At 45.4% G+C, this 22,480-nt stretch carries 22 protein-coding genes and 2 tRNA genes; 10 read left to right on the forward strand and 14 right to left on the reverse strand.

Going from position 1 to position 22,480, the window contains the following annotated elements:
• Positions 1–67 precede the first annotated feature (67 nt).
• Positions 68–1,441 carry an alpha,alpha-trehalose-phosphate synthase (UDP-forming) gene (locus tag BCF55_RS02665; protein ID WP_121009625.1) on the forward strand — a complete coding sequence of 458 codons (1,374 nt, stop codon included), beginning with the start codon at positions 68–70 and terminating at the stop codon, positions 1,439–1,441.
• On the opposite strand, the gene hslU is transcribed toward BCF55_RS02665, so the two are convergent.
• Positions 1,421–2,770 (reverse strand): ATP-dependent protease ATPase subunit HslU, encoded by a 1,350-nt coding sequence (hslU, locus tag BCF55_RS02670; protein WP_121009628.1) that lies wholly within the window; start codon positions 2,768–2,770, stop codon positions 1,421–1,423. The genes BCF55_RS02665 and hslU overlap by 21 nt on opposite strands.
• Positions 2,751–3,215, reverse strand: coding sequence for a hypothetical protein (locus BCF55_RS02675; protein ID WP_121009631.1), 465 nt, complete (start codon positions 3,213–3,215; stop codon positions 2,751–2,753). The genes hslU and BCF55_RS02675 overlap by 20 nt, the downstream gene beginning before the upstream one ends.
• Before the next feature lie 87 nt (positions 3,216–3,302).
• Between BCF55_RS02675 and BCF55_RS02680 the strand changes: the two genes are divergently transcribed.
• The 6 genes from BCF55_RS02680 (at position 3,303) to recG (ending at position 11,768) form a co-directional block, all read left to right on the forward strand.
• Positions 3,303–4,916, forward strand: coding sequence for a S1 RNA-binding domain-containing protein (locus tag BCF55_RS02680; protein ID WP_121009634.1), 1,614 nt, complete (start codon positions 3,303–3,305; stop codon positions 4,914–4,916).
• A gap of 15 nt (positions 4,917–4,931) precedes the next feature.
• A complete protein-coding gene (locus BCF55_RS02685) occupies positions 4,932–5,234 on the forward strand; it encodes an HU family DNA-binding protein (RefSeq protein WP_121009637.1) in 303 nt (100 codons plus the stop codon).
• Positions 5,235–5,244: 10 nt separating this feature from the next.
• Positions 5,245–5,317 (forward strand) — tRNA-Pro (locus tag BCF55_RS02690).
• Positions 5,318–5,343: 26 nt separating this feature from the next.
• Positions 5,344–5,982 (forward strand): bacterio-opsin activator, encoded by a 639-nt coding sequence (locus tag BCF55_RS02695; RefSeq protein WP_121009640.1) that lies wholly within the window; start codon positions 5,344–5,346, stop codon positions 5,980–5,982.
• A gap of 4 nt (positions 5,983–5,986) precedes the next feature.
• Positions 5,987–9,394, forward strand: coding sequence for a translocation/assembly module TamB domain-containing protein (locus BCF55_RS02700; protein WP_121009643.1), 3,408 nt, complete (start codon positions 5,987–5,989; stop codon positions 9,392–9,394).
• A gap of 1 nt (position 9,395) precedes the next feature.
• The gene (gene recG / locus BCF55_RS02705) at positions 9,396–11,768 is read left to right on the forward strand and encodes an ATP-dependent DNA helicase RecG (RefSeq protein WP_121009646.1); all 2,373 of its coding nucleotides are present in this window, start codon (positions 9,396–9,398) and stop codon (positions 11,766–11,768) included.
• Between the two features lie 30 nt (positions 11,769–11,798).
• Here the strand turns inward: recG and BCF55_RS02710 are convergent, their stop codons facing one another.
• From BCF55_RS02710 to BCF55_RS02720, 3 genes are all read right to left on the reverse strand, one after another.
• On the reverse strand, positions 11,799–12,278 hold the full coding sequence (locus BCF55_RS02710) for a TlpA family protein disulfide reductase (RefSeq protein WP_121009649.1): 480 nt from the start codon (positions 12,276–12,278) through the stop codon (positions 11,799–11,801).
• Between the two features lie 13 nt (positions 12,279–12,291).
• Positions 12,292–12,939, reverse strand: a complete 648-nt coding sequence (thiE, locus tag BCF55_RS02715; protein ID WP_121009652.1) for a thiamine phosphate synthase — start codon at positions 12,937–12,939, stop codon at positions 12,292–12,294.
• Positions 12,940–12,954: 15 nt separating this feature from the next.
• Positions 12,955–13,045, reverse strand: a tRNA-Ser gene (locus tag BCF55_RS02720).
• 23 nt (positions 13,046–13,068) lie between these two features.
• Here BCF55_RS02720 and BCF55_RS02725 point away from each other — a divergent pair.
• Complete coding sequence (locus BCF55_RS02725; RefSeq protein WP_121009655.1) at positions 13,069–14,142, forward strand: LptF/LptG family permease; 1,074 nt, start codon at positions 13,069–13,071, stop codon at positions 14,140–14,142.
• Here BCF55_RS02725 and tpiA read toward each other — a convergent pair.
• Positions 14,101–14,841, reverse strand: a complete 741-nt coding sequence (tpiA, locus tag BCF55_RS02730) for a triose-phosphate isomerase (RefSeq protein WP_121009658.1) — start codon at positions 14,839–14,841, stop codon at positions 14,101–14,103. The two genes, BCF55_RS02725 and tpiA, sit on opposite strands and share 42 nt — an antisense overlap.
• Positions 14,842–14,880: 39 nt before the next feature.
• On the opposite strand from tpiA, the gene BCF55_RS02735 reads away from it, so the two are divergent.
• On the forward strand, positions 14,881–15,231 hold the full coding sequence (locus tag BCF55_RS02735; RefSeq protein WP_121009662.1) for a hypothetical protein: 351 nt from the start codon (positions 14,881–14,883) through the stop codon (positions 15,229–15,231).
• Here the strand turns inward: BCF55_RS02735 and mog are convergent, their stop codons facing one another.
• Genes mog through BCF55_RS02765 form a run of 8 tightly spaced genes read right to left on the reverse strand, consistent with a single transcriptional unit; the run spans position 15,232 to position 22,017 of the window.
• On the reverse strand, positions 15,232–15,759 hold the full coding sequence (mog, locus tag BCF55_RS02740; RefSeq protein WP_170144731.1) for a molybdopterin adenylyltransferase: 528 nt from the start codon (positions 15,757–15,759) through the stop codon (positions 15,232–15,234).
• Positions 15,760–15,772: 13 nt separating this feature from the next.
• Complete coding sequence (locus tag BCF55_RS02745; RefSeq protein ID WP_121009665.1) at positions 15,773–17,032, reverse strand: M16 family metallopeptidase; 1,260 nt, start codon at positions 17,030–17,032, stop codon at positions 15,773–15,775.
• Entirely contained in the window at positions 17,029–17,193 is a 165-nt protein-coding gene (locus BCF55_RS09660) for a hypothetical protein (RefSeq protein WP_170144732.1), read from the reverse strand. The genes BCF55_RS02745 and BCF55_RS09660 overlap by 4 nt, the downstream gene beginning before the upstream one ends.
• 11 nt (positions 17,194–17,204) lie before the next feature.
• Positions 17,205–17,348 (reverse strand): hypothetical protein, encoded by a 144-nt coding sequence (locus BCF55_RS09665; RefSeq protein WP_170144733.1) that lies wholly within the window; start codon positions 17,346–17,348, stop codon positions 17,205–17,207.
• A complete protein-coding gene (locus BCF55_RS02750; RefSeq protein ID WP_245960378.1) occupies positions 17,345–18,652 on the reverse strand; it encodes a M16 family metallopeptidase in 1,308 nt (435 codons plus the stop codon). The genes BCF55_RS09665 and BCF55_RS02750 overlap by 4 nt, the downstream gene beginning before the upstream one ends.
• A complete protein-coding gene (locus BCF55_RS02755; RefSeq protein ID WP_121009668.1) occupies positions 18,649–19,041 on the reverse strand; it encodes an acyl-CoA thioesterase in 393 nt (130 codons plus the stop codon). The genes BCF55_RS02750 and BCF55_RS02755 overlap by 4 nt, the downstream gene beginning before the upstream one ends.
• Before the next feature lie 4 nt (positions 19,042–19,045).
• Entirely contained in the window at positions 19,046–19,501 is a 456-nt protein-coding gene (locus tag BCF55_RS02760) for a Fur family transcriptional regulator (RefSeq protein WP_121009672.1), read from the reverse strand.
• Between the two features lie 44 nt (positions 19,502–19,545).
• A complete protein-coding gene (locus tag BCF55_RS02765; protein WP_245960379.1) occupies positions 19,546–22,017 on the reverse strand; it encodes an AMP-binding protein in 2,472 nt (823 codons plus the stop codon).
• Here BCF55_RS02765 and BCF55_RS02770 point away from each other — a divergent pair.
• Positions 22,016–22,471, forward strand: coding sequence for a Mut7-C RNAse domain-containing protein (locus tag BCF55_RS02770; protein ID WP_121009675.1), 456 nt, complete (start codon positions 22,016–22,018; stop codon positions 22,469–22,471). The genes BCF55_RS02765 and BCF55_RS02770 overlap by 2 nt on opposite strands.
• The last annotated feature ends 9 nt before the right edge of the window (positions 22,472–22,480 follow it).

The following is a 22,480-nucleotide window of genomic DNA, read 5'->3' on the forward strand; positions in this document are numbered from 1 at the left end:
ATCTTAATGTTTAGCTTTACTTGACAGCTCAATTATATACATATAACATTACTTAAAACCTTAAGAAATGAAATTAATTGTAGTATCAAACAGAGAACCTTACAGGGTAGAAACGGTTAGGGGAAGAACAAAACTTGAGAAGACGGTCGGCGGGCTTGTTTCAGCCCTTGAACCAGTTCTAAGAAAAGAAGGTGGAGTATGGGTCTGCTGGGGAAGAAAGGGGCAGAAGACGCCTCTTGAAGTAAAGGTAACGAGCAACTTCCTTATAAAGCACGTACCTCTCACCAGTGCGGATGTTTCTGAGTATTACTACGGCTTTGCAAACGATACCTTATGGCCACTATGCCATATGTTTATCAACAGAACGCATTTTAACAACAGATACTGGCTTGGCTACAGCAGGGTGAACAGGAAGTTTGCAAAAGCTGTTTCCGAGATTTACTCGCCCGGCTACAAAGTACTCGTTAACGATTACCAGCTTGCCCTTGTCCCTAAACTCCTGAAAGAGCAAGGTATCAAAGATACCATATACATGTTCTGGCATATCCCTTTTCCTCCTTACTTCATACTTAGATTCCTGCCTCAGAGGAGAGAACTCTTAGAAGGTATGTTGGGAGCTGATGTAATTGGCTTTCATACCCAACATTACGTTCAGAATTTCCAGGAATGTGTAAGGGAGGTGCTTGGCGCTTTTTATGACGACAACGCTATCTACTGGAATGGGAGGAAGATAAAGGTTAAAGCTGTGCCTGTAGGTATTGATGTCAATAAATGGGAAAAGTTAACGGAGGAGCCGAAGGTGGTAAAGTATGCCCAGAACCTCCGTAGAAAGCTTGGTGTTGAGTATGTGGGTATAGGCGTTGATAGGCTTGATTATACAAAGGGGCTTGAGGAGAAGTTTAAAGGTATCGGGAGATTCTTTGAGAAGTATCCCTCCTTTAGAGGGAAGGTCTCCTTTATTCAAATAGCTGCTCCCACAAGAACCAGGTTGGAAGAGTATATGGATATAAAGAGGAAAACCGACGAGATAGTTGGTATGATTGAGGGGAGGTTTGGAGAACCCGGCTGGGTGCCTATATATTACTACTACAAAAACTACGGTGATGACAGACTCGCATCCTTTTACATGATTGCGGACTTTGCCCTGGTGACCCCAGTTATAGACGGACTGAACCTCGTTTCAAAGGAGTATGTGGTTTCAAGAAAGAGAGAGGATGGCGTGCTTATTCTGAGTGAGTTTGCAGGAGCCAGTGTACAGCTTAGAAACGGGGCTATCATAGTAAACCCCTTTGATGAGGAAGCTTTGGCTGAATCTATATATATAGCTCTGAAGATGAAAAAGCGGGAGAAACGGGAGAGGATGAAAGCTCTCCGGGAGAAGGTGATAAAAGAGGATATACACTGGTGGCTAAAGAACTTCTTAGAGGATGTACCTGCTTAACTCCTCATCTTTCACTATGCCTTCCAACTTAGCCCTTACAAACCTGCTGTCTATTATTATGTGCTGGCCGCTCATATCTGGAGCGTTGAAGGATATATCCTCTAACAGTTTTTCCATAACTGTATGAAGTCTCCTCGCTCCTATGTTCTCGGTTCTGTTGTTTGTGTCCTCGGATATCCTCGCTATCTCTTCTACCGCGTCTTCAGTAAATTCTATTTCAACTCCTTCAGTTCTCAGGAGCTCTATGTACTGTTTAGTTAAGGCGTTTTCCGGCTCGGTCAGTATTTTTACGAAGTCCTCCTTGGTAAGAGGTTTAAGTTCAACTCTTATGGGAAACCTACCCTGTAACTCGGGTATCAAGTCTGAAGGTTTTGCCATATGAAAGGCGCCAGCGCCTATGAAGAGTATGTGGTCTGTTTTTACTGGACCGTATTTGGTGTTGACGTTTGTTCCCTCCAGTATGGGAAGTAAATCCCTTTGAACACCCTCTCTGGACACACCCGGACCTGTGCCTGGTGTCTTCACAGCTATCTTATCTATCTCATCTATGAAGATTATGCCGAAGTTCTCAGCCCTGAATACAGCCTCCCTGGCTACTTCTTCCATGTCTATCAGTTTCTCGGCTTCTTCCTGTTCAAGGATGTGAAGGGCTTCCTTGACTCTTAGCTTCCTCCTCTTCTTGGAGGGCATCAGGTTAGAAAACATCTCCCTAAGCTGGTTCTCAAGCTCCTCAAATCCGGGAGGTCCTGCTATGCCTACCATAGGGATAGCTTTTTCCTGGACATCAATTTCTATAACCTTTTCATCAAGCTCCCCTCTCCTGAGCCTTTCCCGTAACTCTTCCCTTTTGCCGGCGTCTTGAGACTCTCTTATACCAAAGCTTGTAAATTGCTGAGGCACGAGATAGTCAAGTATTCTTTCCTCTGCGAGCTTCCTCGCCCTTTCCTTAACCCTTTCAACTTTTTCTCTCTTTACCATCTGGTAAGAGACTTCCACCAGCTCTCTTACCATAGATTCCACATCCCTTCCAACGTAACCGACTTCCGTATATTTGGTGGCTTCAACTTTAACAAAAGGTGCCTTTATAAGTCCTGCGAGCCTTCTCGCTATCTCGGTTTTTCCAACTCCCGTGGGTCCTATCATGAGTATGTTCTTAGGAGCGACCTCGTCCCGTATGTACTCCGGTAACTTTTGCCTCCTCCACCTGTTTCTGAGAGCTATGGCAACAGCCTTCTTAGCTTCCTCCTGGCCTACGACGTATTTGTTTAACTCCTCAACTATCCTTTTAGGGGTTAGCTCTTCAAGGAGCTCAGAAAGCTGGCTCGTCATCTCCAAATCCTCTCTTGGTAAGCTCCTGGGGGGTGCTCTTAACTATATCCTCAAGGAAGCTGTCAATATCCTGGGGAAACTTCTCAAACTCGGGCTCAACGGGAAAGAATCTCTTCACCACATCAACTGGAGGATTTCCGTAACCTATAGCCGGGAGAATCTTCTTTGCCCCTCTTCTTGCTGCCTCCCTGTAGGCGATCTTGTAGCCCTCCTTAAAGGCGACCTCTATATCCTTAAACCTCTCTATCTCATCACCGAGCTCGTAGAGGACTATATCGTAGGTTGTCTTTTTGAACTTCTCCCAATCCTTTATTTCCACTATGTAGTTTTTCCCAGACCACTGTTTCAGTTCAACGGACTTCAAGTTCCCAAGCTTAAAAGATAGAATGTAGTAGTCTATCAGCTGCCTGTCTGCATAAACGTCAAGGAAGAAGAAGAATTCCATAACACCTCCTGTTAGGATTAATAATATAATCCAGAAATTTGGCACCCGTGAATTTTTGCTATAATGTATTCTCCCGTGGAGGACCGAATGAACGAATTTGAGAAGCTCCTAAACAAAGCCCTCCCGCAGGAAGAAGCCTTTAAGAGAGGAAAGATAGTAACCGGGAAGGTGATAAAGATTGACGAAAGGTACGTTTACGTTGATATAGGGTATAAGGTGGAGGGAGTCATACCTCGTGAAGAGGTAAGTGAAGAGCTTAAAGAAGGAGACGAGATACAGGCTGTCATAGTGAAGATATCTCCACGCCTTGACTACCCACGGTTATCCTATAAGGTAATCTCTCAGCAAAAGGGTCTGGAAGAACTTCAGAAAGCATACGCCGAAGGGCGTGAGGTAATAGGGAACGTAGAGAGAAGGGTCAGGGGGGGCTTTATAGTTGATATAGAGGGTGTAAAGGCTTTCCTTCCCGCAAGCGAAACCGGCAAGAAGTTAAGTACTGGGAAGCCTGTCAGGCTCAAGGTTATTGAGATAACACTGCAGAAGGATAAACCCAAGGTTATAGTCTCCCATAAGGCGTACCTGGAAGAGGAAAGAAAGAGAAGGAAGCAGGAACTTATTAAGGGTTTGAACAAAGGTGATGTAGTTGAGGGTAAAGTTATAAAGATTGACCCAAACAAGGGTATAACCCTTTTGATAGAAGGTGCTCTGAGGGCTTTCCTTCCCAAGGAGGAGCTCTCCTGGGGTAGGGACAAGAACCCCTATAATTACGCTGAGGTGGATGAAACCATAAAGGTTAAGGTCAAAAAGAAGAGTAAAGACAAGGACTTTCTTATAGTTTCTCTGAGGGAGCTTAAGGAAAACCCTTGGGACAAGTTTGTCAAAGAGCATAAGGTCGGTGACGTTGTAGAGGCTAAGGTCGCGCAGGTGGTTCCCAAGGGAGTTGTCCTTGACTTGGAGGAAGGTCTTGAGGGCTTTGTTCCTTCTGAAGAGGTCAGCTGGAACGGGAACACACCCCAGAAGGGAGACCTTGTGAAAGCAAAGGTGCTCAGGATAGAACCCAAGAGGAAGAGGATAATACTAAGCATAAGGCAGGCTCTCCCCAAGCCTTGGGAAGAATTCCTTGAGAAAAACCCAGTAGGTACAAAAGTAAAAGGTAAAGTGGAGAAGATAGAGGGGAGCAAGGCTATAGTTGACCTCGGAGAGGAGGAGGTCAAGGGGATAATCCACAGAAGTGACCTTTCCTGGGCAAAGCCTAAAAGGGTTGAAGAAGTCCTTAAGGAGGGTGAAGAGAGAGAGTTTCTCATTTTAGGGACCGAAGGGAAATACGTTAAGCTTGGGATAAAACAACTCACACCCAACCCGTGGGATATAATTCAGGAAAAGTACAAAGTAGGTGACGAATTAACTTTAAAGGTTAAAGAGGTAATGCCCTTTGGAGCTTTCCTTGAGTTGCCTGAAGGTGTAGAAGGACTCCTCCCACTATCGGAAGTTCCCAGAGATGTGAAGCTGGAGGTAGGCAAGGAGTATGAAGTAAAGATAATTGACCTTGATCCCAAGGAGGGGAAGGTGACCTTCTCAATTAAAGCTCTTAGAGGCGAGGAGGAAAAACAGGAAGAACAACCGGCTCAACAACAGGGAGAAGAGGTCTCAGCAGGAGGCTTCAAGCTCGGCGATATACTGAAGAAGAAGTGGAAGATGTGAAATTCGGAGTCCGGTATGACTAAGAAGGACATAGCTAACCTCATCCATGAAAGGTGCGAGGGTGAGTTTGAAGTTACAAAGAAAGAGATGTATCAGATAGTCTCTGAGATATTTGAGATAATAGAGGATACCCTTAAGAGGGGAGAAAAGGTTCAGGTTTCCGGTTTTGGGACCTTCATAGTGAAGAGGAGAAAGGGGAAGGTGGGCAGGAATCCAAGGACAGGCGAGGAGGTCCCGGTCCCGGACAGGAACGTAATTATCTTCAAACCCAGCAAGAAACTCCTGGAGTTAGTAGAGCTCAAGCTTAAGAAAGTATAATTAATATTGACGGGGTGTAGCGCAGGTGGCAGCGCGCTGGCATGGGGGGCCAGAGGTCCCGGGTTCAAGTCCCGGCACCCCGATTTGGAAAATAAAAGGAGGTGGAGACATGGTAATTGAACTCAGACCTGTAGAAGTTGATGTAGAACCCCTGGTTACCAGAGTTTTCCTGAAGGCTATAGACATGCTGGGAGGACTTCAAAAACTGGCAGAGTACAGAACCCTCACATGGCTTCCTTCCCTTGCAAGGGCTGCCTTTGCCGTTGTGTTGAGGGAGGAGTATCTAAAGACAGAGGACGAGATAGCTGAACTGGTGGGTCTTACGAGACAAACCGTCAGGAATATCCTAAGGGCTGACCCAGAAATGGCTATCTATAAAGTTCAACATCTTGAGGAGCTTACTCAGGAGGAAAAGAAAGAGCTAAGGGTTCACACGGCAGGCGGTATAGCTAAGCTTGCCTACAAGCTGGTCAAAGAGGGACATGAGGAGCCTAGGTTATTCTTGGAATACTGTACCCAGGCAGCTTTAGCTCTTGATGTGCCCTGGGCTTACATGGTTCTGAAGAGGATAAAGGGGACGGATTTCCCCGTGCAGTCTGCAGATGATGTGAGGGAAAAACTGTCCGGTGTAGTCATAAGAGGGAGAAAGGCGGAGGAGGTTATACAAGAGCTGGAATACCCGATCAAAAACCCTGCAGAGCTTCTTCATAGGATAAAGGAGAACCTGAAGATGCACGGTATAGAATGAGTTTATGCGCTATGTTGCTTTCCTGCTTCTTCTCTTGCTCTCCCTTTACTTTTTCTTAATAAAGCCTTACCTTATAGCTAAACGCATATACTTTAAGTTTGAAGGGGTTGAGCTTAACCTTTCCCCTTTTTATCTAAAGGCAGGTTTAATTTACTTTTACATTCCCTTTCAGGGTAGATACGTCTTCTTAAACCTGACAGACCTTTCTTTTGAACTGGATGAGCGTCCAAACCTCTCCCTTAAAGAGGGAAACTTTACGGTTGTTGAGACAGGAACTTCTATAAACGTGGAGGAAAAGGAAAGGAAAGCTCCATACATTTTTGTCCCTGAGTTCTTAAAGACTACCCAAATCTACGTGGGAAAATTCCTGTTCAATTATCTGGGAAAGACAAACCTCTCCGTACTTGCAGAAAACTTCTCTTTGAAGGATAGGGTCATCTCGGGCAATCTAGATGTTATATCGGGAAGTAGAGAGTTCAGCATAAAGATAAAACGCATGAGACTGCTGGAGGATACCATAAGCCTGGATTCTGTGGACGTAAACTCAGACCTCTTCTCCTTTTCCCTGAGAGGCACATTCCAGGAGGGAGAACCAGAAGCCCGCTTCAGTCTTGTGGGTGGTATCAGAGGGCTGGATTTTGGTAATGTTTATGTTGCACCCGTGAAACTGAATGGCAGAGGGAGGGCAAACTATAAGGGAATAAACGTACTGCTTAGTGCTGAGACTGACAGTGTTCTGCTCAAGGGGAGAAAGACCTTCTCCAAAGTTAGAGCTTCTGGGCTTCTGAGTCTTACCTTTGGAAAGGAGCTATCTCTGAGGGGAAGGATAGAGAACCCCGTTGTTAAAGGGGACTATAACCTTGAGCTTGCACCCCACAGGAGACTTAGCTTGAAGATTGAGAGATTCCCCATAGATTCTGAGCTCTTGGGTGTGAAACCCTTCCTCTTCTCCTGGGTAAGGGGCGATCTTAAGCTAGACATGGATGAGGGCAGTTTATCTCTTTATGCAACCACAGATGGTTTTGATGTGGAAAACTATGCCTTTAACAGAACGGAGATGTTTCTGGACTACAGTTACAAGCTTAACAAAGGAAAGGTGGAGCTTGCTGTCAGAAACCCTGCTGAAACCTGTCTAAGCGGAAACTTAGAAGGTGGAAGTTTTAAAAGTGAGCTCCTTGCTAAGGATATTCTCCTGGTGATGTATGGAGCTTCAACTTTTCTCTCCTATCAGGGAAAACTCAACTATGAAGGAGATCTGATTCTGAGTGGGGAAGGGACTTTGAAGGATAGCTTCTATCAGAACCTTCCCCTTGGAGATGTGGACTACAAGCTCAGTTACGGTAAAGGGAGTGTTGACCTGGACTACTCTGGAAGGGGTTTTTCTGGAAGCCTCTTAGGTTCAACCGTGGGCGGTTTTATATCCATTACAGATTTCAAAGACTTCAGGGGCAGTTTTAGGGGTTACGGATTATCGGTCAGAGAGGGTAAGCTGGAAGTGGCACTTCAGGACAAAAACCTCGCTCTCGTCCTCAGCCTTGAGGATGCTAAATTTTCAAAGGACGATCTGAACGCCTCGGTTCAGGGCGAGTTGAAACTATTCAAATCAAAGGAACTTCAGGGTAAGTTTTGGCTTGTATCCAGAGATGTAAGTTTTGGGGATAAATCCTTTAAAGAGGAGATGTCTCTGACGGGAGAGTTAACTCAGAACCTTGTGAGTGGGTCTTATGAAGTGAAAGGTTATCTGAACGGTGTTTATTCTTTCAACCTACAAAATATGCACCTCAGGTCTACAGGAAACTTAGCATGGCAGTTTCTGAAAGCGGACTTCTCCCTTGAAGGCACACCTGAGGAGGGAACTCTGAACTCTAAGGTTGAGATAAGAACTGGAGACAAGCCAGTTGCAACTGAGCTTACAGCAAGTTACTCGGGTAGAACCCTTAAGCTCCGTTTAGACCCTGCCAGCTACACCTACAAGGTCTCTAAGATTGAATTTGGCGGAGCAAAACTCAGAGTTGATGGAGATAAAGGGTCTGTTGAGTTGGGCGATACCAGTATTTCAATACTTGGACGCCCAGTGGTCGTTTTTAAACAGGACGAAAGCGTCCTTGACCTTGGCAGGGGACTTTTTAAGCTGACCCTTGTATCCTCAGGTGCACTCCAGGGTAAAGCTGAGGTGTTTTACAGCAAAGACAAAGGACTCCATGTTCTATCTTCCGGAAGCTTAGACCTGGACAGACTTTCCTTTTTCATAACCACTCCAGTTGGTGGTAAGGCAAAGGGACTTTTGGATTATCAGTTCTCCTACAGGGGAGGCAATTTATCCTTCCTACTGAAGAATGAGGGGAAGCTGGTTTCTTACTCAAGGTATTTTGCCTTTCCAATGGATGCTGCGATTGAGCTCAAAGCTCTGGATAGAAGTCTTTCCGCTTTCATAACTGTGTGGAGGAACAGCTCTGGCTTTTCAGCTAACGTGGGTTCAAACAACCTAAAGGACTACTATATCTACCTTGTGTCCAGAGAACTCCCGGTTGCTTACAGGACCCCTTCTCTTTCAGCCAGGCTTGACGTCAGCTCGGAGGGTTGGGTAAGGGTCTCAAACCTGAAAGAGGTTTCCGTGACGCTTGATGCCCTGCTTTCCGGTGAACTTGAGATACTGAAAGCGGAACTGGAGAGGAAAGGAGAGAGACAGCCTTCTAAGACTGAAGTAGAGCTTGACGTGAGGTTTGATACCTTTAAACCCATAAGGGTGCAGCTGCCGGAGGGTTACCTTTTTGTAAAGGTGAAGGGGTGGGTTCAAGGTAAATCCAGTGACCCCAATTACGCGCTGAATATTGAATTTTTAACAGGGGAGCTAACCTACTTTGGAAGGCGTTTCTTTGTTAAAGGTGGGCACGCAAACCTTTTAAAGGAGCAAGAGGTTGAAGAGAAAAGAATAGATATATCTCTTGTAAATCCTTCCGAGGACATGAGCATATTTATAAACCTGAAGGGTAGCTTGGATAACCCACAGATAGTTGTTTGGTCGGAACCTCCAAAGAGTTCCCAGGAAATTCTCACAAAGCTGGTCATAGGCAGTACGGCAGAGGGTTTGATACCTGTTGCAAAAACACTCTTCAAACAACTTGGATACTTGGGGAGTGCCAGAAGCGGTCTGGCAAGCTTGCTTGGAGTTGACATAACCCTGTCAACCCAGACAGGCTCTCAGGGTGAGATAGGTATAAATTTGAACGTAAGGAAGAAGATAGCTGAAGCCTTCTCAATTGAGTACCAGCAGAGTACTTTAAAGGACCCTCGTGCCACCTACTACGGAGGAAGCCTTACCTTCCCTGGAGGGACTTACTTCTACGGCCGTATATTTGCAGATAACACATCAGAGATAAAATTAAGGTTTATAAGGAAGTTTGATTTCTGATATGGCTGATAGGGTAAAACTACTGGAGTTCATAGAGGGGCTTCTTGAAAACGAAGCCTTGAAACTCAGAAGGGGTTTTGGAATAGGGCTTTACCTTTACAATCAGCTCAAAGATTCTGCACCGCCTTATGTTCTTGAAAACTTGCAGGTCTTTGATAGGATGCCCTTTGAAAAGAGAAAAGCTTTCCTTATTGAACTCAAGAGGTTTATTGGTGAGGTAACAGAGCCTCCCAAGGATGTGAAACGCAGTGTGAAAAAGAGAGGTTTAAGGGATTTCCTTATACCGCTGGATAAACTTAAATTCTTGGACAACAAAGAGATAAAGGTTTTGAAGTCCCTAGGTATAGGTACACTCCTTGATGCTCTGTTCTTCTTTCCCCTCAGGTACGAAGACAGAAGACCCTTGTCCTCGTTGAAACTCGCCAAGGTTGGAGATAAGGTTGTCCTCAAGCTCAGGGTCAAAGATGTGCGCAAGGTGAACGATGGGAGATACACGGCCGAAGTTATCTGTACCGATGGAGTTGATGAGGTCAAACTGAAGTTCAGGTTTAAAAAAAACGACTTCATATTTGCCCTTTACAGGAGGGGGAGCGAGGTAGTTGTTCTGGGAAAATTGAAATCCTTCAACAGGGAGAAATACATAGTTCACCCAGAGCTTTTAAAGGAGGGGGAGTTTGGGGGAATATTCCCTGTTTACTACGTTAGAACAAAGGGTGAGGTTGTGAACGTATCCTCAAAAACCCGTCAGAGCAGAATAAGGCTGGCTCTCAACAAGACGGTTCGGAAGACAGCAAAGTATTTCCCTGAGTATCTTCCTGAGAGCATAAGGAAAAAGTACAGCTTTCCTGATATAGATGAAACCCTCCTGATTCTCCATACCCCAGAAGGTGTAGATGTCAAGAGCCTAAACGCCTTCTCAGATCCCTTTCACAGGAGAGCGATATACGATGACCTGTTTCTCTTTCAACTCGCTCTGCTTCTGAAGAAGAAGGAGACAGAGCTTGAAAACTCTCCCCAGATAAAGCTCTCTGTTGATAAGTTTGTAGCGAGATTCCAAGATAAGCTAAGTTTCAGGCTAACGAACGCCCAGCTCAGGGTCCTTAGAGAGATACTGGAGGACATGGGCAGGGAGCATCCTATGAACAGACTCCTTCAGGGAGATGTGGGTAGTGGTAAGACGGTAGTGGCTATAGGGGCTACCCTTGCAGCTGTGGAGAAGGGTTATCAGGTTGCCGTTATGGTTCCCACAGAGATACTTGCCCACCAGCACTACAGGAAGTTCAAAGCCTTCTTTGATAAGGAAGGAATTGAGGTAGGTTTGCTGACCGGGAGCTTAACACCCACCCAGAAGAGAAGCGTTTACAAACACATAAGGGAGGGGAACATAAAAGTCGTCGTTGGGACTCATGCTCTGATTCAGGAGAAGGTTGAATTCCATAAGCTCGGTCTTGTAGTAATAGACGAGCAGCACAGGTTTGGAGTCATGCAGAGAAAGCTCTTGCTTGAGAAGGGGAAGGGACTATACCCTCACTGTCTAGTTATGAGCGCTACACCTATTCCGAGGACTTTAGCTCTCTCTGTTTACGGTGACCTTGACATATCGGTTATAGACGAACTGCCTCCGGGTAGAAGGGAAGTCAGGACGATGCTGCTTTATGACAGCGAGAAGGAAAAGCTTATGGAGGCTGTAAACAGGGAACTATCCCTTGGAAACAAGGTCTACATTATATATCCCCTCATAGAGGAATCGGAGAAGGTAGAGCTGAAGGCGGCTACCGATGAGTATGAGCGCTGGAAGAAGCTTCTCCCGGAAAGGAAAGTTCTTCTCCTACATGGAAGGATGAGCGATAGTGAGAAGCAGGAGATAATGGAGAGCTTTAAGAGGGATGGAGACGTTCTCGTATCAACCACAGTAATAGAAGTTGGTATAGATATTCCTGAAGCTACCCTTATGATAATTGAAGATGCTCACCGTTTCGGTCTATCCCAGCTACACCAGCTGAGAGGAAGGGTGGGAAGGTCAGACAGGCTTTCTTACTGCTACCTTGTTATTCCTGACAGCATAAGAAGGGTGGACGCAGAGGCTATAAAGAGACTGAAAGTTCTGGTGAGAACTAACGATGGCTTTGAGGTTGCGGAGATGGACATGAAGCTTAGGGGTCCAGGGGAGCTTCTTGGTGTCTCCCAGTCAGGGTACTTTGGCTTCAATATAGCGAACCTTGCTCGCTCTCACGATAGAGCCGTCTTGCAGAATGCAAGGGATGATGCTCAGAAACTTCTTGAGGAGGACCCTAAGCTTGACAAACATATAAACTTAAAGGAGCTTATCCTTTACAGATACGGGGATAAGCTTGACCTGAGCTATATAGCCTGAGGCACTAACCTAGTGCCTGCTTTTTGAACCTCAGCCCGCTTTAAAGGGAGGGACGCTCACGTCTTCAAAGAGGGGGTTTACCTCCCTGTTTGCAATCCTTGCAAACTCTTCGTTTAAGTTCTCAAGGGAGCTTTTCACAAAGGATTCCTCCACGAAGAGGATATTCCCCGAAGGGTCTATAAGATAGAGTGTGGGTACAACCCTTACATCGTAAGCTATGGAAGCTTCATAGGCGGGTTCATCGCTAACCTGTGGAAAGCTGAGGCTGTAATCCCTGGCAAACCTCTGAGCATCGGGACAGCCGTCCTGGCACACCCCTACAAAGCTTATGACGTCACCGTAGCTTTTGAACATCCTCTCAACAAAGGGTAAAGTTAACTGACAGGTGGGACAACTGACCTTGTAGAAGCACAGAAGTCTGTAACCTTTAACTGAGCCCAGGTGAAAAACCCCTTCAGGACAAGATTTAACTCTAAAATCTGGAGCCCTATCTCCAACCTTTAAAGGCATCTCTCCTCCTCCTTCAAACTTTACCTAAAAGCATAAGCTGTTTCATGGTTTCTTTGTATGCTCTCTTTATCTCTTCGGCAGCTTTTTTAACGTCTTCAAAACCAAGGATTCCAGCGGATATAGCCATGTTTCTGCACCCGGCTTTTACAACTTCAGAAACCCTGTAAGGCATTATTCCACCTATACAGACTATGGGTTTTTTTGACAGGCGGATAGCCTCTGTCAACGCTTCAACTCCCACAAGCTTGTAGCTTTCCTTCGTCGTGGTGGGGTATATGGACCCAAATCCGATGTAATCTACAGGTAACTCTTGAGCCCTTTTAACCTCTTCAAGACTGTTGGCTGTATAACCTATATAGAGCCTGTCTCCAACCACCTTCCTAACAGCTTCCGGAGGTAAGTCTTCCTTTCCAACATGGACACCATCAGCGTCAACAGCCAAGGCAAGGTCCACTCTATCGTTTACTACGAGGTCTGCCCGGTATTTGCGTGTGAGTTCTCTAAGCTTGAGGAGTTCCTCGTACATCTCTCTGGTGCTCTTGTTTTTGAACCTGTATTGAACAGCGGTAACACCGCCCTGAAGGGCTTTCTCTATAGTTTCTAAAAGGTCTCTACCTTTGAAGTACTTATCATCAGTTATCAGATATATAGTAAGGTTCATATTGTCCTCCTTTTTTGGCGGAGAGGGAGGGATTCGAACCCTCGGAGGGCTATTAACCCTCTGCCGCTTAGCAAGCGGCCGCCTTCGGCCTCTCGGCCACCTCTCCTGAGCTTTAAAATTATATACTACATGAAAATATTTGACCGATACCTTCTTCTCAACTTCTTGAAAATACTTGCTGTTGTGAGTCTTGTGTCCGTGGGGCTCATAGTTATGTACAGTCTTACAGACTTCTTCCTTGGTTTCAAAGTGACGGATTTTAAAGCAGGTGCGGAATACGTGATTTACCTTATCCCTGTTGGTTTTTATATACTCTCATCACTTCTTGTGAATATATCCCTTATGATTCTCTTTAGAAGGCTATTCTCTAAGGGCATAGATTTAACAGTTCAGAGCTTTGGTATCTCTCCTCTGAGATTTTCAGCCTTTTTGGTCGTTTTCGTTTCTTCCCTATCTTTCTTGTTTATAACTTTAAATGAGAGTGTCCTTCCTGGTCTCTTTAAAAAGCTCTGGTACATAGAAAAAACCTATAAGAAGAATCAGGAGATAGGACGTATAGTGAGCAGGTTATGGTTTGTTAAGGAAACTGAGCTCAACAAGTACTATACGTACATAGGAAGTCTGGATGTAACCAACGGGAAGTTTACAGGGCTATTTATGATGACCGTATCAAAGGAGGGAAGCGTTCAAGAGGTTGTTGAGGGTAACGTTGGTACCTGGAAAGGTAATAGGATTTACGTAGGTTCTGGTTCCTCTTACAACTTCCGTGAAGGCTACTTCGTCCGCGAGCTGAAGGACTTTTCACTTAAGACAGAGATAGACGTGTCAGACGTGAGGTTATTTGCTGAGGAGATAGAGCACGTGAGCTCCTCAGCCCTTCTGGGTCTGTATCTAAAGGGTAGCAGGCTTGGGTTTGACACCAAGAGATACCTATCTGAAGTTATTTACAGGGCAGGGTTATCGCTCTTGCCAACCCTTGTTCTGATTCCGCTCTTAAGAGACCTTTTCAGGTTCAGGAGTTTGAAGGCTGGAATGCTGTCTTTCTTCATTAACCTGGTGATAGGTTGGGTTGTTGTCGTAAGCCCTAAGCTTCTATCGGAGAAGGCTAATCTTGACCCTCAGTACGCCCTGCTGGCTTATATCCTTTTACTCATATACCTCTTAAAAGGAGTAAACGATCTTCGCAAAGGTTTCAGGGTTTAAACTTGCTCCACCAACCAGTAGTCCGTCTATTTCCGAGTGTTTCATATACTCACCTGCGTTCTCAGGTTTAACACTACCTCCGTATAAAACCCTTGTTTTACCCTTGTTCTTTGGGTTTATATCGTTAAGAAGCTGTTTTATGAAACCGTGCACACTCACGGCATCCTCTGGCATGGCTGGTATACCCGTTCCTATAGCCCAGACGGGCTCATAGGCTATGTCAACTCCGTCTGTGTGCTCTTCAAGTCCAGACAGGGCAAGTCTTACCTGCGTTTCTACCACTTTAAAGGTCATTCCCGTCTCTCTGTCTTCAAGCTTCTCCCCAACGCAGAGTATGGGCCTGATACCTTCCTCCAGGCAGGCTATGAGCTTTTTGTTTATCAGCTCATCGTTCTCCCCAAATAAATATCTCCTTTCAGAATGTCCGATTATAACGTACTCACAGCCCACCTCTTTGAGCATAGGGAGGGAAACCTCTCCTGTGAAAGCACCCTGTTTCTCATAGTAACAGTTTTGAGCCCCCAGTTTGACCCCCGAACCTTCAAGCAATTTACCCGCAACGTAAAGGGAAGTAAAGGGGGGGCATAGGAGTATCTCTCTGCTCTCAGGATGCTCAACAAACTTCAAGAATTCCCTTATGTACTCCTCGGTTTCTTTTACGGTCTTGTGCATCTTCCAATTTGCAGCTATTAACCTCATTGGGAGAATTTTACTAAATTTATTGGAAGGAGGTGAGCCATGGAAACTGTTAGCCTTATTAGGACACCAAAACTCTATATAGCACCAGAGCTCCTGGATAGAGCCCGCAAGGAGGGCAGATACCTTGTCCTGTACCCGACCCTGAAATTTAGCTGCCTCATTGCAAAGCGCTTCAGGGCTGAGCTGAGCGAGGAGCAACCCGAAGAAGGTATAGAGGTTGATGTAGGCAACGCTCAGGTTTACATAGTTTTTTCCGTTGTGGGTTCAAGGTTCTGCGGGGGAGAGAAAGGATTTGAGGAAATGGACTTTCCTGTAAAGGAACCGGAACGCTTTCTTCCCAAGTGGATAAAGGTAAACCCCGATATGAGCGGTGAATTCGGTTACGTGTAATCACCTGCTGGGTCTGAAAGCTTTAATTTTATCCTCATAGGTATCTATAAAAGCACCACCTATCAGGTCTATGCAGTAAGGTATGGCAGGGAACACAGCGTTCAGGCAAAGTCTTATAGACTGAGGCTTCCCCGGAAGGTTCACTATCAAACAGCTCCCCCTTATACCAGCTGTCTGCCTTGAAAGTATGGCTGTAGGTACCTGCTGAAGGGAAACCTGCCTCATCAACTCACCAAAACCAGGAAGCATCTTTTGGCAAACCGCTTCTGTAGCTTCTGGAGTTACGTCCCTGGGGGCAGGACCTGTTCCTCCCGTGGTAAGTATGAGACTACATTTAAAATCGTCCGCCAGTTCTATCAAGGTGGTTTCTATAATTTCCCTCTCATCGGGTATGACCCTGTACTCTACTTGAAAGGGAGTTTTTATAACCTCCTTTAGGTAGTCTATTATCGCTTTGCCACTTATATCTTCATACTCTCCTTTGCTTGCCCTGTCAGATACGGTAACCACACCTATTACAGCTTCCATGAACTCTATTTTATCAGGGCTCAACCACCACGCAGTGATATTTGTTTATGTATTTTTCTACAGACTTCTCTACGTCCTTTAGGGATACTTTCCTGATTCTTTCTGGATAACTCTTGTCCGTTTCCCAACCCAAGCCCATGACTTCGTAAAATCCCAGATACCATGCCTGCCTGAGTCTGGTCTGGTGGTCAAGGAGGAAATCTCCGACTATCTTGTTCTTTGCAAGCTCTATATCTTCCTCGGTAAGTTTGGGGTTTCTCACTACCCTTAAAAGGTCTTCAAGGGCGTTCTCCTTTTTCTCAGGAGAAGTCCCTATGTATGCGAACAGCCTGGGTGACGATAACTTCGTCGGGTAAAAGGCGTAAGTTGCGTAGGCGTATCCCTTCTTTTCCCTTAACTCCACAAAGAGTTTTGAGGTCATGCCATCCCCAAGGGCGCTGGTAAGAACCTTAAAGCTGTAATAGTCTGCCGTTCCCTTCTGAGGTGCATTCAATGCACAGAGAATAGTTGCCTGAGTCCCCTCCCTTTTAACCCTTACTACCTCCTCCTTAGTTATAGGGTTGTCCTTTTCCTCTATGCTCATAACTCCGGGTTTCAGGTTATAAAAGGTCTCTTCAAGTAGTTTCAGAGCCTTACCTTTATGTATATCACCTACAAGGCTTACAACTATATTGCCTCCCTTTCTCAGTTCCTCCAGCCTTCTTAAGAGGTCCTCTCTGCTAACCGCTGAAACACTCTCCTCGGTTCCCAATGGGGTTGTTTCATAAGGTGTTCCTCTGTAAGTTAGTTTCCGCATATGTTCCATGGCAAACTCCATTCCCCTTTCCCTTTTAGAGCGTATAGCGACCAGGGTATTCTTCTTTTCCCTCTCTATATCTTCCTCTTTTAATAGGGGGTTTTCTATTACGTCCCTGACAACCTTGAGAGCTTCTTCCAGTTTCTCTGCCCTTGTTGAGAAACCAAGCTCTGAGAAATCATCGCCGGAGGAGGTGTATATATATCCACCCTGGCTTTCAAAGGGAAGGGACACGTCATAAGAGGAGGGATAGTTCTTAGAACCTTTGATAAGTAAGGTGAGTAGTAGGTGAGTTTCCCCCTTTAACTTTTCCCCGTACTGTCCACCCTTAAAGAATATAACAGCAGAAACTATACCCTTACCTTTGGTCTCCTTAACTATGAGGGTTACACCATTAGGCAAAGTTTTTTCAACCACGTTAGAACCTCCAACCGCAAAACCCACAATGGCAAATAGGAGTATAAGTAACCTGGTCACTTCTGTTCCTTTTCTACCTTAACCTTGTAACCCTCTTTGCCTGCGTAGTATCCTGCCGCGCCTCCAGCAACTACGCCCGCACCTAAAAGAGCAAGCTCAACACAGGAGCTCAGAAAGAGGGCACAGGATAGAGCAAGTGAAATAATGGTTATCTTTCTCATAGCTGTATATTTTAATCCCTTTCCTTTTCAACTTTGACCTTATAGCCCTTTTCTCCAGCGTAATAGCCCGCAGCTCCTCCCGCAGCGGCACCCACCATCAGAGCACATCCATTCAGAAACAGGGAAGTCACAATTAGGAAGAGTAAGAGTTTCATCTTGAGCCTCCCTTGGGGAGCATGAGAACTTCTACATAGTCTCCCTTGCTAAGGTATTTCTCGTAAACCTTCATCACGTCAACCTTCCTTACCCTACCTACATTTTTCTCAAAGAAACGATAGAAGTCAATATCTCTGATAACCGTATAAGAGTAGCCTATGTCATAAGCTTCACCCTCAACCTTCTCCTCCTCAAATATTCTGGAGCTTATAATTTTTTGCTTTGCACTTTCCACCTGCTTCTCTGTAAGGCTTTTATAAACTTCCTCAAGGAGTTTGAGCACTTTTTCCTTCACCTCTTCGTACTTATCCGGGTCAAAGGTAGCGCTTATGACGTACATATTGTCCCTCGGTCTCCCTAAGTCTCCTGCGAAGTAGGAATAGACGAGACCTTTTTCCCTGAGCTCTCTGTACAATACAGACGTTCTTCCACTTCCCAGAATTTCATCAAGAACTACGAGTCCATAGTAATCAGTTTTTCCGATAGGAGGAACTCTCCAACCGATTATCCAGTAAGCTTTTTCAACCCTTGGGTCTTCAAGCTTCTCAAACCTTGCCCCAATCTGTTCGGGTTCGTTGGGTATCTGAACCTTTGGTACTGGTCTGCCCTCCTCTCTTCCAAAGGTTCTAGTAACCTCCCTCTCAACCTCCTCTGGATTTACGTTACCTACCACGATAACTGCCATGTTCCGTGGCTGATAAAAATCCCTGTAAAACCTGAGGAGCATATCCCTGGTAAAGTTCCTTATCGTGTTTTCAAAACCTATAACAGGAAATCTATAGGGTGAAACTTTGTATGCTGTCTTCTCAAAAGTTTCCCAGAGAACAGTAGAAGGGTTGTCCTTACCCCTACGAAGTTCCTCTATAACTATCTCCTTCTCTTTCTCAATCATCTTTTCGTCTAATAAAGCCTTTAGGGTTATCTGGTAAAGAACCTCAAGGGCTTCCCTCCAGTAAGGTGCCGCTATCTCTATGTGGTAATAGGTGAAGTCCTTTGATGTTCCAGCGTTTATATTCCCTCCAAGGCTTTCAATTATCTTGTCCACCTCGCCGTACGGGTACTTTTCTGAACCGTTGAAAAGCATGTGTTCAAGGAAGTGAGCCATCCCCTTTTCATCGTATTTCTCGTATATGGAGCCTACCCTGAACCAGACGTGCAGGGCAACAGCGGAGGTATCATCCCTCGGCTTGACTATGAGTTTCCCTCCGTTGGGGAGGTCTCTTATATACAGCTCCTGAGCCAGTGCTAATCCCATGGTAACCACCTCCAGGGTTAAAAAGGCAAGCAGCAGTATAGCCCTCATGCCTTTATCTCGGTAAGTAATTTATCCTTTATTTCCTGCGGAACGGAAACTATTTTCCCTCCCTTTACCATGCAGTGTTTCGTTCTTCCCTCTGCCCTTAACTCTCCCCCAACAGACACCAAATATACGAAACTGAAGGTAAACCTATCAAGCTCCTCAAGAGACAGCTCTATCTCAACAAGCTCATCGTAAAGTAGAGGTTTCTTGAAATTACAGCAAGCTTCTAAAAGAACAACCTCGTATCCCTTCTCTCTTACTGTTTTATAAGGCAAACCCAGACTTCTGAGAAACTCTCCCCTTGCTTCCTCAAAGTAGCGGAAGTAGTTGGAGTGGTGCACTATACCCTGTGCGTCTGTATCGTAAAACTGGACGCGCCTTTTATAGAGCATGTATCTATGTTACTCCACTTTTGCTACATTCAGAACATACACCGAATATTTCCAGTCTGTGATGCATGGGCTGGAAGTTGTAATCCTCACAAACCTCGTCCTGGAGCTTTTCTATATCCTCGTTAACGAACTCTATTATCTTTCCGCACTCAACACATACCAGGTGGTCATGGTGAGCCTTTCCCGCAACGAACTCGTATATGGTACGGTTGTTTAGCTTTATGACCTCTTTTATGACTCCAAACTCCTGAAGGAGCTTTATAGTTCTGTATATGGTAGAGCGGGATACGCTCCTATCGGACTTACTTGCTATCCAGTTTACCAGCTCTTCCACTTCAAAGTGTTTGCCGTAACCCGCTATGAGGTCAATAAGGTTTAACCTGCTCTGGGTCACCTTCATATTGTTACGTTTCAAGAACTTGGTGAACTCCCTCTTTATCTCTCTGAGATTGACACTCATTGCAAAATAATATAGTTAGTCTCATTTTCACCTGCAACTGCCTTTCACTCCCTTAAGAGCTTCCCTACCTCTTCTCTAAGTTCCTCTGTGAGTTCTTCATAGCTTTTTTCATCAGGATATAGGGGTTTTCCTACCCTAACCTTTATCTTTTTAGGCTTAGGGAGCTTATCGTATATAGACCAGGCATCGTACGTGCCTTGAAGCCCCACGGGTACTATGGGTATGTTGAGCTCCCTGCTCAGTATGGCTACCCCCTTCTTGAACTCCATAAGCTCTCCCGTGCGTGTGCGGGCTCCCTCTGGGAATATAACCACAACCTTACCCTCTTTAAGGGCGTAAGCGACCTTTCTAAGGGAATTCTTCAGGTCTCTGTTTATGTTGACAGTTATGACGTGGGCAAGATTGCCGAAGAGCCTAGCAACCGGATTTCTGAAGTAGACCTCCTCGCCAAGGAAGTAGGTGTTTTCGGCGACTCCACCGGGAAGGACCGAGGCGAGGACAAAGGCGTCTAAGTAACTGGCGTGATTGGGAGCGAGGATGAAAGGTGGTTTCGGCAAGTTTTCCAGTCCCTCTACCTCAATCCTGTTGTAGAGCTTGAAGAATAAATTCAGTATGGCTCTTCCCAGTCTGAATATAAAGGGATAGTCTTTCAGTTCGTAACCTGGCGTTTCCTGTAGTATTTCCTTCCAACTCACCTCTCTTATCTCAACGTGCTCCTTCCTGTCTTTAACGAGGTTTATAAGCTCTTTTACCGTGCTGTGTTTTGAAAGCTCCTCCTCGCTTATGCTCACACCGAAGGACCTCTCCAGGAAACTAAGAAGCTCAACCTTTCCCAGGGAATCAAGACCGAGGTCAAGCTCTATATGGTGCGACGGCAACACCGTTTTTCCTGTTTCCTTCTCCAGGTACCTCTTTATCAACTCACCTTCGGGACTTGTAAATACACTCATGTCCTCCTGGGTCTTCGGTTTTTCAAGAGCTTTCTCGTAGAGTTCTGGTAACATAAACCTCCTTAGCTTCCCTAACCTTGTCTTGGGTAGTTCTGTCGGGGACAGTCTGAACCCTACTATCCTCTTCCAATCCGGGAGTTGTCGGTTAATAGGGTCAATCACTTCCCACTTTATGGTTTCTTCAAGGTTTACAATCCCCTTAGCCTTGACCTTCTCCAGGTCTGGGTATATGAGGGCATGTAGTTTCCCTTCCCTATCAAGGATGCCCACTTCCTTTATAAGGTCTGAGCTTCTAAGTATCAGATTCTCAAGCTCCTCGGGTTGAATGTTCTTTCCTGTTCCAAGCACTATCAGCTCCTTCTTCCTACCCTTTATGTAGAGGTAACCCTCTTCATCCATCTCCCCCAGGTCGCCGGTGTATAACCAGCCGTTCTTTATAACCTCCTCAGTTTCCCTGGGCTTGTTCCAATAGCCCTTCATAACGTTGGGTCCTTTTACGAGAACCTCTCCATCTTCTGCGAGTCTGATTTGAACGCCTTTTATGGGTAAACCCACGGAACCAAGTTTTAGCCTGTCCGGGGGGTTAAAGGTAACTATCGGTGAGGTCTCGGTAAGCCCGTAGCCTTCTATAACGGTGAAACCAAGGGTTGTGAAGTCCTCTGCTACCTGAAGGTCTAATTTAGCCCCTCCGCTTACCATATACTTAACCTTCCCTCCGAATACCTGGTGAACCTTGGAGAATACTCTCCTGCGAACAGGCTGGAGTTTTACTCTTTCCATCGCCTTGAAGAGAAGCTTCACAAAGAGGTTCTCTTCCAGTTTCTCCTTAATCCTCTTGTGAAATAGGACATAAAGTCTTGGAACTCCAACTAATATAGTTATACCGTATCTCTGGAGTTTTTCCAGGATATCTTCTGGCGTAAGCTTATCAAGGAAAACCACCGTAGCTCCTATGTGAAGTGGCACTAAAAGGGTTACCATAAGGGGGTAAGAATGATGAAAGGGTAGAATGGCGAGCGTTGAATCTTCCTTTGTAGCTATTCCTGTTTCCGCAACACCCTCTATGTTGGAGAAAAGGTTTCTGAAGGTGAGCATAACTCCCTTCGGAGCTCCCGTCGTTCCGGAAGTATAGAGAAGTAGAGCTATATCCTCAATATCCCTATGGAAGAATCTTTCATATGGTTTGGGTAACGCAACCTCATCGTAATTTATAACCGTAAGCTTAGCCTGTGCAAGCGCAATTGCATCTTCAAGAACTTCCTTTGTCTGGTTTGAACACAGGGCGATCTTGGGTTTTGCATCGGTTATTATGTAGGAGACTTCTTCCGGCGTTGACATGAAATCAACCGGGACCGCTATTGAACCCCTCCTCCAAATGGCGTAGAGGGAGTAGACCCACTCAGGTCTGTTTTCCGATATTATAAGAACCCTTTCATCCGGTAAAGAGTCTATTAGATTTGCAAAAGAGCCTATGTGTTCTATAAGTTCTGCATAACTTATCTCCTTCCCCCCGTAAATTAAAGCAGTCTTTCCGTGATCTCTGACCATTATCTTAAAAAATAGCATGAAGTTTCTTTTAGAGAGCAACCTTGCAAAGCTGGCTAAATGGTTAAGGTTTCTCGGTCATGATGTAAGGGTGATTGAGGGTCCCATAAGGAAGGAGGAGCTTGCAAAAAACCAGGACAGAGTTTTCATAACCACCTCCAAGAGGTGGGAAAAAACCTTAAAGAGAGCCAATATCAGGTATCTCACCGTTCCCCGTTATGACTGGGAGTTACAGCTCTGTATGGTGGTAAAGCACTTTGGTCTTGAACCCAAGTTGAAGCTTGACATATGCGCTTACTGTGGAGCCAAGCTTGTGCCCGTTAAGAAAGAGGAGGTTAAAGAGCGAATCCCTCCAAAAGCTTACGATACAGCTTACGATTTCACCCTGTGCCCCAAATGTGGAGCTCTCTTCTGGAAGGGAACCCACTACGAGGGGATGGTCAGGATGCTTGAGAGAGCCTTAAAGAGGTGTTAGATTACTCCC

It is taken from the genome of Hydrogenivirga caldilitoris (assembly GCF_003664005.1).
Taxonomy (GTDB): domain Bacteria; phylum Aquificota; class Aquificia; order Aquificales; family Aquificaceae; genus Hydrogenivirga; species Hydrogenivirga caldilitoris.

Bases quoted from the DNA above. Each gene is read 5' to 3' on its own strand.
- tpiA (WP_121009658.1), bottom strand. From the start codon at position 14,841: ATGAGGTTAATAGCTGCAAATTGGAAGATGCACAAGACCGTAAAAGAA.
- BCF55_RS02770 (WP_121009675.1), top strand. From the start codon at position 22,016: ATGAAGTTTCTTTTAGAGAGCAACCTTGCAAAGCTGGCTAAATGGTTA.
- BCF55_RS02710 (WP_121009649.1), bottom strand. From the start codon at position 12,278: ATGCCTTTAAAGGTTGGAGATAGGGCTCCAGATTTTAGAGTTAAATCT.
- BCF55_RS02665 (WP_121009625.1), top strand. From the start codon at position 68: ATGAAATTAATTGTAGTATCAAACAGAGAACCTTACAGGGTAGAAACG.
- BCF55_RS02755 (WP_121009668.1), bottom strand. From the start codon at position 19,041: ATGCTCTATAAAAGGCGCGTCCAGTTTTACGATACAGACGCACAGGGT.
- BCF55_RS02685 (WP_121009637.1), top strand. From the start codon at position 4,932: ATGACTAAGAAGGACATAGCTAACCTCATCCATGAAAGGTGCGAGGGT.
- BCF55_RS02735 (WP_121009662.1), top strand. From the start codon at position 14,881: ATGGAAACTGTTAGCCTTATTAGGACACCAAAACTCTATATAGCACCA.
- BCF55_RS02680 (WP_121009634.1), top strand. From the start codon at position 3,303: ATGAACGAATTTGAGAAGCTCCTAAACAAAGCCCTCCCGCAGGAAGAA.
- BCF55_RS09660 (WP_170144732.1), bottom strand. From the start codon at position 17,193: ATGAGAAAGATAACCATTATTTCACTTGCTCTATCCTGTGCCCTCTTT.
- BCF55_RS02765 (WP_245960379.1), bottom strand. From the start codon at position 22,017: ATGCTATTTTTTAAGATAATGGTCAGAGATCACGGAAAGACTGCTTTA.
- BCF55_RS02760 (WP_121009672.1), bottom strand. From the start codon at position 19,501: ATGAGTGTCAATCTCAGAGAGATAAAGAGGGAGTTCACCAAGTTCTTG.
- BCF55_RS02695 (WP_121009640.1), top strand. From the start codon at position 5,344: ATGGTAATTGAACTCAGACCTGTAGAAGTTGATGTAGAACCCCTGGTT.
- hslU (WP_121009628.1), bottom strand. From the start codon at position 2,770: ATGACGAGCCAGCTTTCTGAGCTCCTTGAAGAGCTAACCCCTAAAAGG.
- BCF55_RS02700 (WP_121009643.1), top strand. From the start codon at position 5,987: ATGCGCTATGTTGCTTTCCTGCTTCTTCTCTTGCTCTCCCTTTACTTT.
- BCF55_RS02675 (WP_121009631.1), bottom strand. From the start codon at position 3,215: ATGGAATTCTTCTTCTTCCTTGACGTTTATGCAGACAGGCAGCTGATA.
- recG (WP_121009646.1), top strand. From the start codon at position 9,396: ATGGCTGATAGGGTAAAACTACTGGAGTTCATAGAGGGGCTTCTTGAA.
- BCF55_RS02750 (WP_245960378.1), bottom strand. From the start codon at position 18,652: ATGAGGGCTATACTGCTGCTTGCCTTTTTAACCCTGGAGGTGGTTACC.
- BCF55_RS02725 (WP_121009655.1), top strand. From the start codon at position 13,069: ATGAAAATATTTGACCGATACCTTCTTCTCAACTTCTTGAAAATACTT.
- BCF55_RS09665 (WP_170144733.1), bottom strand. From the start codon at position 17,348: ATGAAACTCTTACTCTTCCTAATTGTGACTTCCCTGTTTCTGAATGGA.
- mog (WP_170144731.1), bottom strand. From the start codon at position 15,759: ATGGAAGCTGTAATAGGTGTGGTTACCGTATCTGACAGGGCAAGCAAA.
- thiE (WP_121009652.1), bottom strand. From the start codon at position 12,939: ATGAACCTTACTATATATCTGATAACTGATGATAAGTACTTCAAAGGT.